Raw genomic sequence first — 15,337 nt, 5'->3', positions numbered from 1 at the left:
TTGTCGGGTAAATCGTCGCGCGGAACTGCGGCGATGCCGGCGCCGATGGCGAAAAAGCGCAGAATTTCCAAGCAAAACGCGGTCTCGGCGGCTGTTCAAGCCTGCATTGCGGTCACTGTTGCAAAAGCGTCACAATCTTGCCCTTTTTCGCGAAGTGACCCTTACGTGCCCGTAAATGCGCCGCCGCGGCGGTTCAGATGTCGGTGATTCGCGCCAGCGCCGCCTCGAGCTTTTCAAGCGCCGGCTTCGCTTCGGCGAGTTTGTCGCGCTCGGCCTCGACCACTTCGGGCTTGGCGTTGGCGACGAACTTTTCGTTCGCCAGCTTCTTGTCCAGACGCGCGATCTCGTCGCGCGCCTTGGCGATCGCCTTTTGCAGCCGCGCCTTCTCGGCCTCGATGTCGATCAGCCCGCCGAGCGGCAGGCAGACGGTGGCCTCGCGCACGACGATCTGGGCGGCGCCCTTGGGGGCTTCGCTCTCGATGACAATGTCCTCGGCCCTGGCAAGCTGCTTGATCGCCGGATCGTGGCGGAGCAGCCTTGCGCACGTGGTCTGGTTTGCGCCGACGACGGCAAGCGGTGCCTTGGCCGATGGCGGCACGTTCATCTCGGCACGCACCGAGCGGATGCCCGAGACCAGGTCAACCAGCCAGTTGATCTCGTCGGCGGCGCCCGCGTCTTCAAGCGCCGGCTCCGGCCAGGCGGCGTGGCACAGGAGCCCGTCGCGCGTGCCGGTCAGCGCCCACAACTCCTCGGTCATGAACGGCATGAACGGGTGCAGCAGCTTGTAGATCTCGTCGAGCGCAAACGCGGCGCAGGCGCGCGCCTCGGCCTTGGCGTCCTCGTCCTCTCCGGCAAAGACCGGCTTGAGCAATTCGAGATACCAGTCGCAGAACGTGTTCCAGACGAACTTGTAGAGCGCGCCGGCGGCTTCGTTGAAGCGGTAGGTCGCGATCCCGTCGGAGACTTCGCCTATGGTCCGGCCAAGCTCGGTCAGGATCCAGCGGTTGATGGTCAGCTTGGTGTCGGCAGGCCGGAAGCCGGCATCGTGGGCGACGCCGTTCATCTGCGCAAAGCGCGTGGCGTTCCAGAGTTTCGTGCCGAAATTGCGGTAGCCGGCAATGCGCGCCGGATCGAGCTTCACGTCGCGCCCCTGGGCAGCCATGATGGCCAGCGTGAAGCGCAGCGCGTCCGCGCCATAGTCGTCGATCAGCTCCAGCGGATCGATGACGTTGCCCTTGGACTTCGACATCTTGGCGCCGTGCTTGTCGCGCACCAGCGCATGCACATAGACGGTGTGGAAGGGTTCGATCCCCCTGCCCTCATCGTCCTTCATGAAATGCAGGCCCATCATCATCATCCGGGCGACCCAGAAGAAGATGATGTCGAAGCCGGTGACCAGCACCGATGTCGGATACCAGGTGTCGAGCGCCTCGGTCTTCTCCGGCCAGCCAAGCGTCGAGAACGGCCACAGCGCCGAGGAGAACCAGGTGTCGAGAACGTCGGGATCGCGCCTCAGATCGACATCGTCGCCGTAATGGGCGCGCGCCTCGGCTTCTGCCTCGTCCTGCGAGCGTTCGACGAAGACGGTTCCGTCCGGCCCGTACCAGGCCGGAATGCGGTGCCCCCACCAGAGCTGGCGCGACACGCACCAGGGCTGGATGTTCTCCATCCAGTCGAAATAGGTCTTCTCCCAGTTGCGGGGGACGAACTCGGTCCGCCCCTCGCGCACCGAGGCGATGGCAGGCTCGGCCAGCGTCTTGGCGTCGGCGAACCACTGGTCGGTCAGCATCGGCTCGATGACCACGTGGGAGCGGTCTCCGAAGGGCTGCATGATGCGCTTGGCCTCGACGAAGGGGATCGCATTGCCCTCCTCGTCGGTGGTCATCACGGCGAGGCCCTCGCCGGTGATCTGGTCGATCACGCGCTGACGCGCCTCGAACCGGTCGAGCCCGCGCAGATCGTCGGGCACCAGGTTGATCGCGTCCGCTTCCGCCTCGTCGAGCGTGCGCTCGCCGCGCGCCACGGCCTGGGCAATGGCCGCCGCCTCGGCATAGGGCGCGCCGTCGTCGCGCATGGCGGCTTTCGTGTCCATCAGCCGGTACATCGGGATGGAGCCGCGCTTTGCCACGTCATAGTCGTTGAAATCGTGGGCGCCGGTGATCTTCACCGCACCGGAACCGAAGTCGGGGTCGGGATAGTCGTCGGTGATGATCGGGATCAGGCGGCGATGTTCTTTCGGGCCGACCGGGATCTCGCACAGTTTGCCGACGATCGGCGCATAGCGCTCGTCGGACGGATGCACCGCGACGGCGCCGTCGCCCAGCATCGTCTCGGGGCGGGTCGTGGCGATGGAGATATAGTCGCGCGTCTCGCGAAGCGTCTCGTTGCCGTCCGCGTCCTTTTCGACATATTCATAGGTCGCGCCATCGGCGAGCGGATATTTGAAGTGCCACATATGGCCGTCGACCTCGATGTTCTCGACTTCGAGGTCGGAGATCGCGGTCTCGAATTTCGGGTCCCAGTTGACCAGCCGCTTGCCGCGATAGATCAGCCCTTCCTTGTAGAGGCGCACGAAGACTTCGAGCACCGCCTCCGACAAGCCGTCATCCATGGTGAAACGCTCGCGCGACCAGTCGCACGATGCGCCAAGCCGTTTGAGCTGGTTGAAGATCTGCCCGCCGGATTCGTCCTTCCACTGCCAGACGCGTTCGACAAACTTCTCGCGGCCCATCTCGCGCCGCGTCATGTTCTCGCCGCTCTCGGCAAGCTGGCGCTCGACGACCATTTGCGTGGCGATGCCGGCATGGTCCATGCCCGGCTGCCACAGCACATTGTTGCCCAGCATGCGTTGGTGACGGATCAGGACGTCCTGCAGCGTGTTGTTGAGCGCATGGCCCATGTGCAGCGAGCCGGTGACGTTCGGCGGCGGAATGACGATGCAATAGGGATCGGCGCCATCGCGCGCGCCGGCGCCGGCGGCAAAGGCGTTGGCCGCGTCCCACGTTTCGGCAATGCGCGGCTCGACGCGCGAGGCGTCAAATGTCTTGTCCAGCATGAGAAAGGTTCCGTTGGCGCCGGGGAAAACCCCGCCGCTGTAAACCGGATGCGCCCGGCCCTGTCAACAAAGCGCTCGGCGGGAGGCTGGCTCAGCCCTGGCGCGGGTCGCCACGCGCGATGCGTTCGATTTCGGCGCGCACCAGCCGCTCGACCATCGAGGGCAGATTGTCGTCCAGCCATTCGGCCAGCATCGGACGCAGCATCTGTTCGGTCATCGCTTCGAGATCGCGGCCAGCCTGGGCCTTGAGCGTCTCCGACAGCGCGCTGAAAGAGGTTTCCACCGATCGGCTGACCTCGCTGGAAATCAGCGGTTCGAGCGCCCTTGCGTCCGCCACGCTTTCGGTGCGCGCATCGACGACACCCGCCGCCGGCGGTTCGTCCGGTTGCACCTCGACCATGACCGGAGCCGCCGCCGGCCCGGGCTGGCCGGCCGAGCGCAATTCACCGGCTGTGGCCGACAGCACGCTTGCCACCTCGGCGAAGGCGCGGCTGTCATCTTCTGAGAAGCGCGCCTCATATTTGCCGTTGGCTCTGGCCGGGGTAACGTTGACGTCGCCGGCTGCCGTATCGACGACGCTCTCGCGGCCGTCGAACGTTCCGGGCGCACGGGCGTCCAGCGCCTCGGCAAAATCATCCAGATCCGAGCGGCTCATCGGCGGCCGTCCGGCACCCGTCTCCTCGTCCGGCACTTCGGCGGCGGCGTCCGGCACAGCTGCCTTCGAAGCCGCCGGGTCCGGTGCCGGCCGTTGAGCGGCATCCTGTGTGTCGCTGCGCTCGATGATCCGGCGGATCGACGAGAGAATGTCGTCCATCGAAGGCTGGTCGTTGGTGGGATTGGGTTGGCCCATGTCGTTCATCGTCCCGCTGCGCATTTGCGAATCACTGGGCCGACATTAGCCAACCGTCCCGGCAATGAGAATCCCGGGGCACGCGATTGCGCCGGCATTCACAGGAATGCGCAGCCGCCGATCAGCGGCCGTCGGGGGTGCGCAAGCCGTACCAGAGATCCTTGACGGCGTTGTAATGCTCTTCGGGATCGTGCTGGCGCACGTTCAGGCCGAGGCGGGACGCGGTCAGGCGGCCGACGGCGGACGCCAGCGCATAGGATGACACGACGAGGTTGCGCTGCGCCTGGATCTGCGCGACCTGCGCGTCGAGCACGGTCGCCTGGGCGTTCAGCACGTCGAGCGTCGTGCGCTGGCCGACATTGCGCTCTTCAATGACGCCGTTGAGCGCCAGTTGCGAGGCGCGCACCGATTCCTGGTTGGCGCTGAGCGAGGCGCGCGAGGCCTCGAGCTGGGTCCAGGCCGAGGCGACCGCGGCGCGGACCTGATCGCGCGCCACGTCGATGTCGATCCGGGCCTGTCCAAGCTGTTCCTTGCGCTGACGCACGGTCGCGCTCGCCTGCCCCCCCTGATAGATGGGTACGGTGAGCTGCGCGCCGATCGAGGCGGCGGTTCCGGAGGTGCTGCCCCGGCTCGTCGAAGTCGTGGCCTGCGAGAGAGACGCGCTCACACCGATCTGCGGCAGGAAGGCGCCTTCGGCGGCCTTGACGCTGAAGAGGCTGGAATCGACCAGCGCATCGCGCACCTTGATCGCCGGATGATGGGCAAAGGCGGTCGAATAGGCGCCATCGAGCGAGCCCGGCAGCAGGCGCGACAGCGGCTGGGCCGGCGACAGCGCGCCGGGATTGACCCCGGTCAGCTGACGATAGACCGCTTCGCTGGAGCCGACCGCTGCGCGCGCGGCGGTCAATTGCGCGCGGGCGCCGGCAAGGCTCGCCTCGGCCTGGGCGACATCGGTGCGCGTGCCCTCGCCAACCTCGAAACGCGCGCGGGCTGCGCGAAGCTGCTCCTGCAGGAACTCCAGGTTGCGGGCCCTGAGAGACGCGATCTGGCGGTTCTGGACGACATCCATATAGGCCTGGGCGGTGTCGAACAGCACGTTCTGCTCTGTGTTGCGCAGGTTCTGCCGCTCGGCGCGCACGCCGGCTTCCGCCGCCTGGACATTGTTGCGGGTCTGGAAGCCGTCGAAGATCGCCTGATTGATCTCGATGCCGAAGCTGACCTGCGACTGGCCGCGACCGGTTGCCGGTCCGCCGCGCGAATCCGACGAATAGACGATGCCGGACGTGCCCGTGACGCGGGGACGCATGCCCGACTTGGCCAGCGGAACACCCTCATCGGTGGCCCTCAGGCCGGCACGCGCCGAATTGAGCTGCGCATTGTTCTCATACGCCTTGGCGAGCGCGCCATGGATGGTATCGGCCGCCCAACCGGACACGGGCACCGCCAAAACGGACAACGCCACCATACCCGTAATCCAAACTCGACGCATGAACGTCTCCTGTTCGCGCTCGGCCCACCCACGTCCGCTCTGGCGAACATAAATACTCGGCATCCAATTAGAAGTGCCGGCCGGGACCCGGCAAGTTAACAAAATATAACGTTCCGGCTTTTGGGGGCCCTGTTGCTGATCGGCAACGCCCGCGTCACCCAATCGCTCAGAAGGCGAATTCGGGCTCCTTGGCAAAGCCCGGCAAGGGCTTGGCCGAGACATTGAAAGCCCGTCGATGCGACAGGACGCCCTCATCGTCGCGAATGTGCAGCACCGCGAAGCCGGTCGGACCATGGCCTTCGACGACCACCAGACGGCCGCCCGGCTTGAGCTGGTCGAGCAGCGCGGAAGGAACGAAATCGACCGCGCCGGCCATGAAGATCACATCGTAGGGTCCCTCGCCGACAAGCCCTTCATTGAGCGGGCCGGGTACGACGGCGACGCTGTCAAAACCGTTGTCGCCGAGCGTTTCGGTGGCCCGGGCGGCGAGTGCCTCGTCGCTTTCAAGCGCAATCACCGCGCCGCTGAGGCGCGACAGGATCGCCGATGAATAGCCAAGGCCGCAGCCGACATCGAGGACCAGGTCCGACGGCCGCGGATCGGCAAGCTGGACGAGCCGGGCGAACGGCGCCGGGTCCATCATGTAGCGCGGCACGTCGGCGCCCTCATTGAGCTCGATATCGTCGTCGATATAGGCGAACGGGCGCTGACGGGCCGGCACGAAGGCCTCGCGCGGCACGGTCAGCATCGCCTCGATGATCGCAATGTCGGTCACATCGCTCGGCCGGACCTGGCTGTCGACCATCGCGCGCCGCAGTTCGGTGAAATCCTGGCCCATCTCAATCGTCCCGTTTCAGGCATTGCGCGCGTGAACGCCAACCGCCTGCCGGATCACCGGCCCAGGGGCACGGTTCGCCGCGCACGGAAGGGATGGAGGCCTCGCCCGGAATCGAACCGGGGTACAAGGATTTGCAGTCCTCTGCGTAACCACTCCGCCACGAGGCCGGCCAACGCGCCTATCGCGTTGCTGCGATATGGGTTTTCGGTGCGCGGGTCAACCGGCATTCAGAACAGTCTGCCTGTCCCTCAACGCGCGGTCAGGAAGCGCCGGGCCCCATGTCATCGGCTGCTCCTTCCCGAAGGAACCGATCGTAGACGGCGAGCGTCTGTCGCGCCTCGTCTGGATCCGGATCGGGCCACCAGACCGTCGTCGGCGTCTCGGCGTAGCTCACCAGACCAACCGGCGCGACCGGCCGCGCTTCGGTCAATCCATTCTTGAGCTGGTCGTTCGGCCCGGCGCAGACAAGAGCCGGGCGGGAGAGTTCGGGCAGTCTGGCACGGGTATCGTAACTGAACGCAGTCCGGTACGCCCGGTCGTAAGTCGGACCGCTTTCGACAATGCCGAGCGCGTAAAGATGCAAGTCGCCGGAGGCCGGAACACCAAGCTTCCTGGCCGCGGAACGCTCGACATTGTACCAGGGCCAAAACATGAACATGTCGCGGCGCCAGTTCCAGATGGCCAGCAGGTGCTGCCCCCATCTGTCCGGCGTGAAATCGAGAAAATAGTTCGTCAACAGGTCGGTCTGGAAATCGGGCGCGATGAAGACCGGCCCTTCCATCACGATGCGCCCGACCCTTTCGGGCGCGATCACCGCCATTTCGAGTGCCACCAGCGATCCGGTATGCGAGCCCCAGACGTCCGCCTGGTCGATCCCCATCGCATCGAGAAGGGCCAGCATGTCTTGTGCCAGCGTGGCCGTGCTCACCTCGCCGGCGGGCGGGGCTGAAAGCCCGTTGCCGGGATAGTCGACGGCAAAAACCCGCCGGCCTTGCGCAAGCCCGGTGATGACCGGTGCGAACTGCGCCGATGAACCGCCTCCGGTGGGGATGACCAGGAGCGGGTCGCCTTCAGCTCCGGCCCGGCGCAGGTGAATGCGGCCGCGCGCCGTCTCGACATAGTCATACCAGATGGACGGTGCCGGCAACGCCTCGGCCGGCGGCGGGAGCGCCACGCCGTCTGGCAGTTGCAGTGCTTGCAACGCTCCGGCAAGGCCGGCCGCGTCGCGAACATCGGCAAGGTTGTCCGCCTCCTCGACCGCATCGGCACACATGGCCCACGCCGCCGCATAACCTTCCGGGTGCTGGGCTGCGCCGATGAACGCGTCGGACAGTTCCTCGACGGCGGGAACCGGTCCGCCGTCGGCGGCAGGCAATGACGGATTGTCCGGCACGAGCAAATGCCGGTCCCGGATGAAGGACCAAAGCGCGATCAGATGCGTGCCGTCACCGCGCAGTGAAAGATCCGGCGGAATCAGTGCCGAGCGCTTCCAGCCATCGGCCGACGAACGGTCGATGGCGAAGCCGGCGCGCGCATCGAACTGTCCCAGGCTCAGCAGCCGGGCACAGACCGGTGCGGCAAGATCATGGCCGGCGATAACGCAGGGTTCGTCGCCGAGCCAGGCCAACGCCTCCGCCACGCTTTCGGCCATGTCCTCGACGGTGCGCGGCGCAACGCCGGACGAATAGCCGGTGCCGGGCATCTCGACGGCAATCACCCGCCAGCCCGGAACGCTGTCGGCAAGGGTTTTGGCGACCGATTGCGCCGACCGGACCAGGCCGGGCAATACGACAAGATTGGGCCCCTCGCCGTTGAGCCAAAGCCTTATCTGGCCGCGCGATGTCGTCACGTAATGCGGCCGGAGACCGGGCTCACGCGCCAAGGTAGGCCTCCTTGACGCGCGGGTTCTCGAGCAGGCTGTCCGCCGCGTCCTCGATCACGATCCGGCCGGTTTCGAGAACATATCCGCGGTCGGCAAGGCGGAGCGCCAGGTCCACGCGCTGTTCGACCAACAAAATGGTGATGCCGTTCTCGTTGAGTGCCCGGATCGCATCGGCCAATTGATCGACCATGATCGGCGCGAGACCGAGCGAGGGCTCGTCGAGCATCAGGCAGCGCGGATTGGCCATGATGCCGCGCGCGATCGCAAGCATCTGCTGCTGGCCGCCCGACAGCGTACCCGCCTTCTGCTCGCGGCGTTCCCGAAGGATCGGAAAAAGCTCGTAGACCCAGGCAAGACGCTCGGCCTCGGTGCGGCCGCCGCTGTGGGCACGGATGCCGCCCAGCTCGATATGCTCGGCCACGCTCATGTCCTTGAACAGCAGTCGCCCTTCGGGAATCTGAACAACACCTGTCGAGATGATGTCGTGCGGCTCCATGCGTTCGATGGGCTTGCCATCGAACATGATCGTGCCCGACGTCGGCCGGACCAGCCCGGATATGGTTTTCAGGACGGTCGTCTTGCCGGCACCGTTCGAGCCAACCAGCGTGACCACTTTGCCATCGGGAACCGTAATGGAGAGATCGTGGATGACCGCCCTGCGGCCATAGCTCACATTGATGTCGCGCAGTTCAAGCACTGACCGCCTCCCGTCCCAGATAGACGCGGATCACGTCCGGATTGTCGACCACCGCGGCGGGCGTGCCTTCGGCAATCTTCTCACCATGATCGAGCACGACCACACGGTCGCAGACGCCCATGACGACGCGCATGTGATGCTCAACGAGCAGGACAGACGTTCCATTGTCGCGGATCTTGCGGATCATGTTCACCAGCCGCTGTCCCTCCTCGGGGTTCATGCCGGCGGCCGGCTCGTCCAGCAGAAGAAGGGCCGGTTTGGCGGCCAGGGCGATGGCGATTTCCAGCCGGCGTTGATCGCCATAGGACAGCGATTCGGCGTTGTCGTCCGCGTGGCCGGCCAGATCGCAGAAGTGCAACGCCGCCATCGCGTCCCGGTCGACATCGGCTTCCTCGGCGCGATAGGTGGCGGTCCTGAAGATCGACGCCATCCAGCCGGTCTTCTTGGTGCGATAGGTCGCGGCCCGGACATTGTCATGGGCCGACAGCGCCGGAAAAAGGCTGGTGATCTGGAACGTTCGTGCGACGCCCAGCCTGGCAATCCGGTCGGCGCGCATTCCGGTGATGTTCTGCCCCTTGAGGTGGACGGTTCCGGATGTGGGCTGCATCGAGCCGGCCAGCATGTTGAACAGGGTCGTCTTGCCGGCCCCATTAGGGCCGATTATGCCCAGGATTTCGCCCGGCTGGACCTCGAAATCGACATCGGAAACGGCGGTCAGGCCACCGAACTTCTTGGTCAGCGTGTTGACAGAAAGGATCGTCATTCGCCCGCCTCCACCTGTGCCTGGCGTGCTGTCCGCACGGTGGACCTGTCCGCAAAGCGGCGCCACAGACTGACAAGCCCGCCGGGAAGGAAGATCACCGAAACCGTCAGCAGCGCTGCGAAAATGACCATCCGCAATGCACCCGTCGCGCGCAGGAGTTCCAGCAGCCCCACATAGATGAGTGCGCCGAGGATGGGCCCGGCGATGGTGCCGCGCCCGCCAACGATCACCATGATCAGGATCGCGACCATGTAGTTCAGGCTCATCACTTCCGGCGTGATGACCGTCAGGTAGTGGGCGAAGATCGCGCCGGCAACGCCGGCAACGGCGGTGGCGACGACAAATGCCAGCAGCTTGGTGCGGAAGACATCGACGCCCAGCGAAGCGGCAAGCTGGGCATTCTCGCGTACGGCGATGAAGGCCCTGCCTGTGCGGCTCAGCATGAGCGCATGGCATGCGTAGGCAAAGGCCACCACGAGCAGCAGCGAAAGATAGTAATAGTCGAGCGCCGAGGACAGCTCGAAACCCGCGCCGACGCCCAGCGGCGCGATGTTGGAGATCCCCATCGGGCCGCGCGTCAGATCGACCCAGTAGTTGGTCGTCGTGAAGATGATCGAGCCGAACCCGAGCGTGAGAATGACGAATTGCGGGCCCTCGATGCGCAACGCGACATAGCCGATGACGAAGCCGAACGCGCCGGCGACGATGCCGGCCATCAGCAGGCCCGGAAAGCCGGGGAAACCGAAGTTCATCCCCAGAATGGCGGCCGTATAGGCGCCGATTCCGAAGAAGGCGGCATGGCCGAAGCTCAGTTCGCCGATATAGCCGACGATGATGTTGAGGCTGAGCGCCAGCAGCGAATACAGCATCCACAGAACCAGCAGATGGTGGAAATAGGTGTTGGACGTGGCCAGCGGCAGAACGAGCGCCGCCGCCACGGCGAGGATGGGAAGAAAACGCGCCATCATGGTCAGGCCCTCCGCGCGGCGCCGAACAGGCCGTTGGGCCGCCAGAGCAGCACAACGATGATGATGGAAAAGCCGATCGCCTGCGCGAAGCCCATCGAGATGTAACCGCCGGCCAGCGCCTCGACGACGCCGAGGATCAGCCCGCCGATCAGGGCGCCTGGTATGCTGCCAAGACCGCCCAGGACGACGACGATGAACCCTTTGAGAACGGCCCAAGTGCCAACCGTGGGAAAGATCATCGCCGTGGGTCCAACGAGTGCTCCGGCAAGGGCGGCCAGTCCGCAGGCGACCATGAAGGTGACGGTGTAGACACGCCGGATGTCGACGCCGGTCAGCGCCGCGCCTTCCGGATTTTGCGCCGTGGCGCGCATCATCTTGCCCATGCGGGTTTTCTGGATGAACAGGTAGAGCAGCACCAGAACGAGCGCGCCGACGGCGAAGATGAGCATGCGTTGCTGGGTGACAATCACCGGCCCCAGGGGAACGATGCCGTCCGCGAACGGGCTTGCGACATATTTCGGATCGGCGCCGAAGATCAGTTCACCGCCATTGGTCAGCAGAAGCGCAAGGCCAAGGCTCGAGAGCAGGACAGTGAATTCATGCTCCTTGCGCAACGGCCAGAAGAAGAAGCGGTTCGCCAGTATGCCGAGCACCGCCACACCCAGCGTGGCGACGATGCCGGCCGATATGTAGTCGAGACCCAAAAGCTTTGCGGCAAAGAAGGTGAAGAAGGCGCCGAGCATGTAGAACTCGCCATGCGCGAAATTGATGATGTGCAAAACGCCGAAGACCAGGGTCAGGCCGGTCGCGATGAGGACATATGTCATCCCGTTGACCAGCCCGTTCATGATCTGCTGCGTGAGAAGGACAAGCTCCATCTCCATGGGCGTTACCGATCTTCCTGTTGGTTATGGCCGTCTGCGGCAAATGGATGGATGCGGGCCCGCGGCGATGCCGCGGACCCGCCGGGAGGAACGTCAGTTCACCGAGGCGATCTTGCCGTCCTGAATCTGGATCAGGTAGATGTTCTGCTCTGCCTGGCCGATATCATCGAATGTCACGTTGCCCAAAAGCGTGTCCCATTCGTTGCCGCGGATCGTCTCGGCCAGTTCGCCATAGTCGCGGACCGTCCCGGCCGCATCGATCGCTTCGGCGAGGACTTCGATGGATTGCGCGCCGATCGAGCCGATGAAGGAGGGTTCGTTGTCGAACATCTCTTCATATTTGGCGACCCATGCGAGAAGCTCGGGGTCCTGGCTGTCGGGGGCAAACAGCGAAACCGAGTACACGCCCTCCAGTGCCGGGCCCGAAAGCTCGACCAGCTTGGGGTTCATGTTGCCGGCGGACGCAATGGTCGTGCCGCGATAGCCGACCTGGCGGATCTGCCGGTAGATGGTCGCGCCCTGCGCCGTATTGATCGCCGATACGTAGATCGCATCGGGATTGGCGGCACGCAACTTGGTCAGCGCGGTGGTGAAATCGGCGTCGTCCTTGTTGTAGTACTCATTGCCGAGCACCTCGATGCCGCATTCGCTGAGCAGCTTTTCATAGTTCTCGACTTCAAGACGGCCATAGTCGTCATTGATGGTGATGAAGGCGATGCTCTCCAGGTCCATCCGGTCGCAGATGAATTGCGAATAGGCGCCGGACATCATGGTCGATGTTGCATTGAGACGAAACAGCCAGTCATGACCTTCGCGCGTCGTGTCGGGATGCTGGGATGTGGTCATGATGGTCAGAATACGATCCCGCGTGACCTCCTTCATCGTCAGGGCCACCGACGAGAACCATCCCCCGACGATGACATCGACATCGTCCTGTTCGATGGCGCGCTTGGCCGCGCTGACGCCTTCTTCGGGGCTTCCCTTGTCATCATAGGTGACAAGTTCGAGCATCCGTCCATCCAGCACACCGCCATTTTCGTTGACGATGGCGACCATGGCTTCCATGCCCTCGACGGCGAGTTGGCCGTCGAACGCGCCCGGCCCCGACAACGGCGCGATTGCGGCAATGCGGACGGGCTCCTCCTGGGCCTGAACGGCCATCGTTCCGGCGGCGATGAATGCGGCCGTCGTGGCGGCAAGGATCGATTGGAGTCTCATGGGTTTCCTCCCTTGTAAATCAAGTGGTTATGGTCTGTCTTTGAGATACTTCATCTGCAGTTCCTCGATCTGCGGAAAGCCGATGAAATCGATGAAATCATTGTGCGCAACGACCGGGCGGGGCAGCGCGGCGGCGCTTCGGTCACGGGCAAGCACTTCGAGGTTCTCGCGCAACGCCTTGGCGGCGGTCATCAGCGGCACAAGCGGAAATGTGGCAAGTCCCGCGACCTCGGCGACCTCGTCTGGCGACAGGTCCTTTTCCAGCCAGCCCAGAAGCTGCAACGACAAGGGTACGCCGCAGCCTTCCCGCATGGCCCGCAGGCCGTCGATCGAGCTGAAGCACTTGGAGATAGGCTGAATGATGTCGGCGCCGGCGGCCACATAGGCCTTGCCGCGGGCGATCGCCTCGGCCGGGTCGACGACGTCGGTACGCGCGACGATCAGCGTATCGGGGTTGCGCCGCGCGGCTGCGGCGGCGGCGATCTTGGCCTCGGCCTCCTCGCTGGAAATCACCTCGACACCGCCCACGCAGATCGGACAGCGCTTGGGCGCGAGCTGATCCTCCAGAATGACCGCGCTTGCGCCGGCGGCCTCAAACTCGCGAACGGTGCGCATGACGTTGATGGCGTTGCCGTAGCCGGTGTCGATATCGGCAACAAGCGGCACATTGATCGCGCCGGCGACATTGCGCACGACGGTCAGGTTTTCCGTCATCGTGTAGAGTTCGGCATCCGGTTCGCCAAGGAAAGACGCCGAAACACCGAAGCCCGATGTCATCACGGCATCGAAGCCGGCTTCCTCGATGAGGCGCGCTGACATGGCGTCGTATGCGCCGGCCGCCCAAACCGTCTTTTGCGATCTGACCCGGTCGGCCCAATCCGTTGGTGCCGCGCCTGGCGTATTGATGACGTTCATGACGCGTTTTCCTCCGCCTCTCGCTTGAGGTATCCAAGCAGTCCGCCGGCCTCGAGCATGGCGACGTCGGCGTGCGCAAGCGGCTCGAACCCGGTTTCGGTGCCCTGGGTGATGTTGCGAATGCGCACGGCGCGCCAGTCGACTTCAATCTCGTCCCAGCGGTCGACGAATGAGCGGATGCCGGGGCAACCGACCTGGGGAAATCCCATCGATATCTCGCCACGCCAGTAGCCGGGCGAAAACGATTCCGCGATCACGCCGGCGATCCCCAGATGCCGCAGCGCCTTCATCGGCGGATAGTGCGGATGGCCGTAACCGAAATTGTGACCGCCGACGATCAGATCGCCTGGCCGGACCCGGGCGGCGAAGTCCGGGTCGTAGGACGTCATGGCGAGCGCGGCGAGTTCGTCCAGATCCTGGATCTTGATGTTCTTGACGCCGACGATCTGATCGACATCGAAATCGTCCTCGTCGAAGACGAAGGCAACGCGGCCATGCAGGTTCCTCAACGCCATGGTCGCCTCACATGTACTTGCGCGGGTCGGCAATGCGCCCCTCGATCGCCGAGGCGGCGACGGTGGCGGCGTTGCACAGATAGATTTCGGAATCGGGGCTGCCCATGCGGCCCTTGACGTTCAGCGTCCCCGTCGAGACGGCGCGCTGCCCTTCGGTCATGGTGGCGATCCTGCCGTAGCAGAAGTCGCAGCTTGACGTTGAGACGTAGGCGCCGGCTTCGGCGAGCGTCGAGATGTAACCGCGGCGTCCGGCTTCGGCCATGATCTCGTGGCTGGTGGGAATGACGTGCAGCATGAACCCCTGGCGAACCTGACGGCCCTTGAGGATCTTCGCCGCGACCTCGATGTCTTCGAGGCGACCGGATGCACACGAGCCCAGATAGCCGGACTGGACGTCCAGCCCGACAAATTCCGACAGGTTGCGCGTGTTGGCCGGCGTCGGCGGCACAACGATGATCGGCTCCAGATCACCGAGTTCGATCTCGTGGACAGCGGAGTAGTTCGCATCGGGATCGCTGCGAACGGGTTCGAGCTGCTTCTTGGCCCGTTCCAGCGCGTAGTCGAGCCGCTCGCCCTCGGGGTTGACGATCGCGGTCAGCGCGCCGGTGAACATGGCCAGACAGGTGATCGACTGAATGCCTTCGGTTGTCAGCCCGTCGAGCCCGTCGCCGCCGAGTTCGAGCACCTGAAACCGGCATGAGGAGGGTCCCAGGACGCGCACGATGTGGTGGAACACATCGCGCGCCATGACGCCGGGCCTCAGCGTGCCATGCAGGTTGACGCGCACCGTCTCGGGAACCTTGATCGACACCTTTTCACGCACGAATGCCTCAAGGACATTGCGCCGCATGCCGATCGCCAGCGTGCCGAACGTTCCGAGCTGGCTGATATGGCCGTCAAAATGGACGACGAAGGCGCCGGGGGTCGCATAGCCGACCTCGGCGGCGACCTGGTGGCCGATACCCTTTCGTTCATAGAGCGCGACGCCATTGTCGGCGCACCATTGGCGCGTGCCCTTGTGCAGTTCTTCTTCCTTGGGCGTCGCGACCGGGACCATGTGGTCGATGAAGATCCCGTAGCGCTCCGGCTCGGCGACCTTGTCGATGCCGAACTCTTCCTTCATCTGCTGGAAATAGACGTCGGTGTAGCCGGGGAAGTCATAGGCCAGCACGAAGTCGGGCTTGGCCATGATCTCGTCGCCCGCGCGCACGCTCTCCAGACCCGCGGCGCGTGCCAGTATCTTTTCAGTGATCGTCAAGCCCA

Annotated in this window: 13 protein-coding genes and 1 tRNA gene; all 14 read right to left on the bottom strand. The window is 64.6% G+C overall.

Annotated features, from left to right (window positions below; genetic code table 11):
- Positions 1-193: 193 nt before the first annotated feature.
- The 14 genes from DEM25_RS12820 to DEM25_RS12755 all read right to left on the bottom strand — a co-directional run bounded on the left by DEM25_RS12820 (position 194) and on the right by DEM25_RS12755 (position 15,332).
- On the bottom strand, positions 194-3,055 hold the full coding sequence (locus DEM25_RS12820) for a valine--tRNA ligase (protein WP_109766118.1): 2,862 nt from the start codon (positions 3,053-3,055) through the stop codon (positions 194-196).
- Between the two features lie 91 nt (positions 3,056-3,146).
- On the bottom strand, positions 3,147-3,905 hold the full coding sequence (locus tag DEM25_RS12815) for a PopZ family protein (protein ID WP_210210106.1): 759 nt from the start codon (positions 3,903-3,905) through the stop codon (positions 3,147-3,149).
- Between the two features lie 121 nt (positions 3,906-4,026).
- On the bottom strand, positions 4,027-5,394 hold the full coding sequence (locus tag DEM25_RS12810) for a TolC family outer membrane protein (RefSeq protein ID WP_109766116.1): 1,368 nt from the start codon (positions 5,392-5,394) through the stop codon (positions 4,027-4,029).
- A 166-nt stretch (positions 5,395-5,560) separates the two neighbouring features.
- Positions 5,561-6,232, bottom strand: coding sequence for a protein-L-isoaspartate O-methyltransferase family protein (locus tag DEM25_RS12805; RefSeq protein WP_109766115.1), 672 nt, complete (start codon positions 6,230-6,232; stop codon positions 5,561-5,563).
- Positions 6,233-6,325: 93 nt separating this feature from the next.
- Positions 6,326-6,399 (bottom strand) — tRNA-Cys (locus DEM25_RS12800).
- Positions 6,400-6,491: 92 nt separating this feature from the next.
- Positions 6,492-8,114 carry an alpha/beta hydrolase gene (locus DEM25_RS12795; protein WP_109766114.1) on the bottom strand — a complete coding sequence of 541 codons (1,623 nt, stop codon included), beginning with the start codon at positions 8,112-8,114 and terminating at the stop codon, positions 6,492-6,494.
- Positions 8,104-8,811: an ABC transporter ATP-binding protein gene (locus DEM25_RS12790; protein WP_109766113.1), complete on the bottom strand. Its 708-nt coding sequence runs from the start codon at positions 8,809-8,811 to the stop codon at positions 8,104-8,106. The genes DEM25_RS12795 and DEM25_RS12790 overlap by 11 nt, the downstream gene beginning before the upstream one ends.
- The gene (locus tag DEM25_RS12785; RefSeq protein WP_109766112.1) at positions 8,804-9,574 is read right to left on the bottom strand and encodes an ABC transporter ATP-binding protein; all 771 of its coding nucleotides are present in this window, start codon (positions 9,572-9,574) and stop codon (positions 8,804-8,806) included. The genes DEM25_RS12790 and DEM25_RS12785 overlap by 8 nt, the downstream gene beginning before the upstream one ends.
- Entirely contained in the window at positions 9,571-10,539 is a 969-nt protein-coding gene (locus DEM25_RS12780) for a branched-chain amino acid ABC transporter permease (protein ID WP_158585261.1), read from the bottom strand. Before DEM25_RS12780 ends, DEM25_RS12785 begins: the two co-directional genes overlap by 4 nt.
- Before the next feature lie 5 nt (positions 10,540-10,544).
- Complete coding sequence (locus DEM25_RS12775; protein WP_196780370.1) at positions 10,545-11,426, bottom strand: branched-chain amino acid ABC transporter permease; 882 nt, start codon at positions 11,424-11,426, stop codon at positions 10,545-10,547.
- A gap of 93 nt (positions 11,427-11,519) precedes the next feature.
- Positions 11,520-12,644 carry an ABC transporter substrate-binding protein gene (locus DEM25_RS12770; RefSeq protein WP_109766110.1) on the bottom strand — a complete coding sequence of 375 codons (1,125 nt, stop codon included), beginning with the start codon at positions 12,642-12,644 and terminating at the stop codon, positions 11,520-11,522.
- 27 nt (positions 12,645-12,671) lie between these two features.
- Positions 12,672-13,559 (bottom strand): isocitrate lyase/PEP mutase family protein, encoded by an 888-nt coding sequence (locus DEM25_RS12765; RefSeq protein WP_109766109.1) that lies wholly within the window; start codon positions 13,557-13,559, stop codon positions 12,672-12,674.
- Positions 13,556-14,074 (bottom strand): LeuD/DmdB family oxidoreductase small subunit, encoded by a 519-nt coding sequence (locus DEM25_RS12760; protein WP_109766108.1) that lies wholly within the window; start codon positions 14,072-14,074, stop codon positions 13,556-13,558. Before DEM25_RS12760 ends, DEM25_RS12765 begins: the two co-directional genes overlap by 4 nt.
- A gap of 7 nt (positions 14,075-14,081) precedes the next feature.
- On the bottom strand, positions 14,082-15,332 hold the full coding sequence (locus tag DEM25_RS12755) for a 3-isopropylmalate dehydratase large subunit (RefSeq protein ID WP_196780368.1): 1,251 nt from the start codon (positions 15,330-15,332) through the stop codon (positions 14,082-14,084).
- Between the last annotated feature and the right edge of the window lie 5 nt (positions 15,333-15,337).

This window comes from Oceaniradius stylonematis, from assembly GCF_003149475.2.
Taxonomy (GTDB): Bacteria; Pseudomonadota; Alphaproteobacteria; order Rhizobiales; family Rhizobiaceae; genus Roseitalea; species Roseitalea stylonematis.
The sequence above is the reverse complement of the archived record's forward strand: the minus strand, read 5'-3'. Positions and strand labels throughout refer to the sequence as shown.

Coding starts and splice junctions, on each gene's coding strand:
- DEM25_RS12760 (WP_109766108.1), bottom strand. CDS start 14,074: ATGGCGTTGAGGAACCTGCATGGCCGCGTTGCCTTCGTCTTCGACGAG.
- DEM25_RS12805 (WP_109766115.1), bottom strand. CDS start 6,232: ATGGGCCAGGATTTCACCGAACTGCGGCGCGCGATGGTCGACAGCCAG.
- DEM25_RS12810 (WP_109766116.1), bottom strand. CDS start 5,394: ATGCGTCGAGTTTGGATTACGGGTATGGTGGCGTTGTCCGTTTTGGCG.
- DEM25_RS12815 (WP_210210106.1), bottom strand. CDS start 3,905: ATGGGCCAACCCAATCCCACCAACGACCAGCCTTCGATGGACGACATT.
- DEM25_RS12820 (WP_109766118.1), bottom strand. CDS start 3,055: ATGCTGGACAAGACATTTGACGCCTCGCGCGTCGAGCCGCGCATTGCC.
- DEM25_RS12770 (WP_109766110.1), bottom strand. CDS start 12,644: ATGAGACTCCAATCGATCCTTGCCGCCACGACGGCCGCATTCATCGCC.
- DEM25_RS12780 (WP_158585261.1), bottom strand. CDS start 10,539: ATGGCGCGTTTTCTTCCCATCCTCGCCGTGGCGGCGGCGCTCGTTCTG.
- DEM25_RS12775 (WP_196780370.1), bottom strand. CDS start 11,426: ATGGAGATGGAGCTTGTCCTTCTCACGCAGCAGATCATGAACGGGCTG.
- DEM25_RS12785 (WP_109766112.1), bottom strand. CDS start 9,574: ATGACGATCCTTTCTGTCAACACGCTGACCAAGAAGTTCGGTGGCCTG.
- DEM25_RS12765 (WP_109766109.1), bottom strand. CDS start 13,559: ATGAACGTCATCAATACGCCAGGCGCGGCACCAACGGATTGGGCCGAC.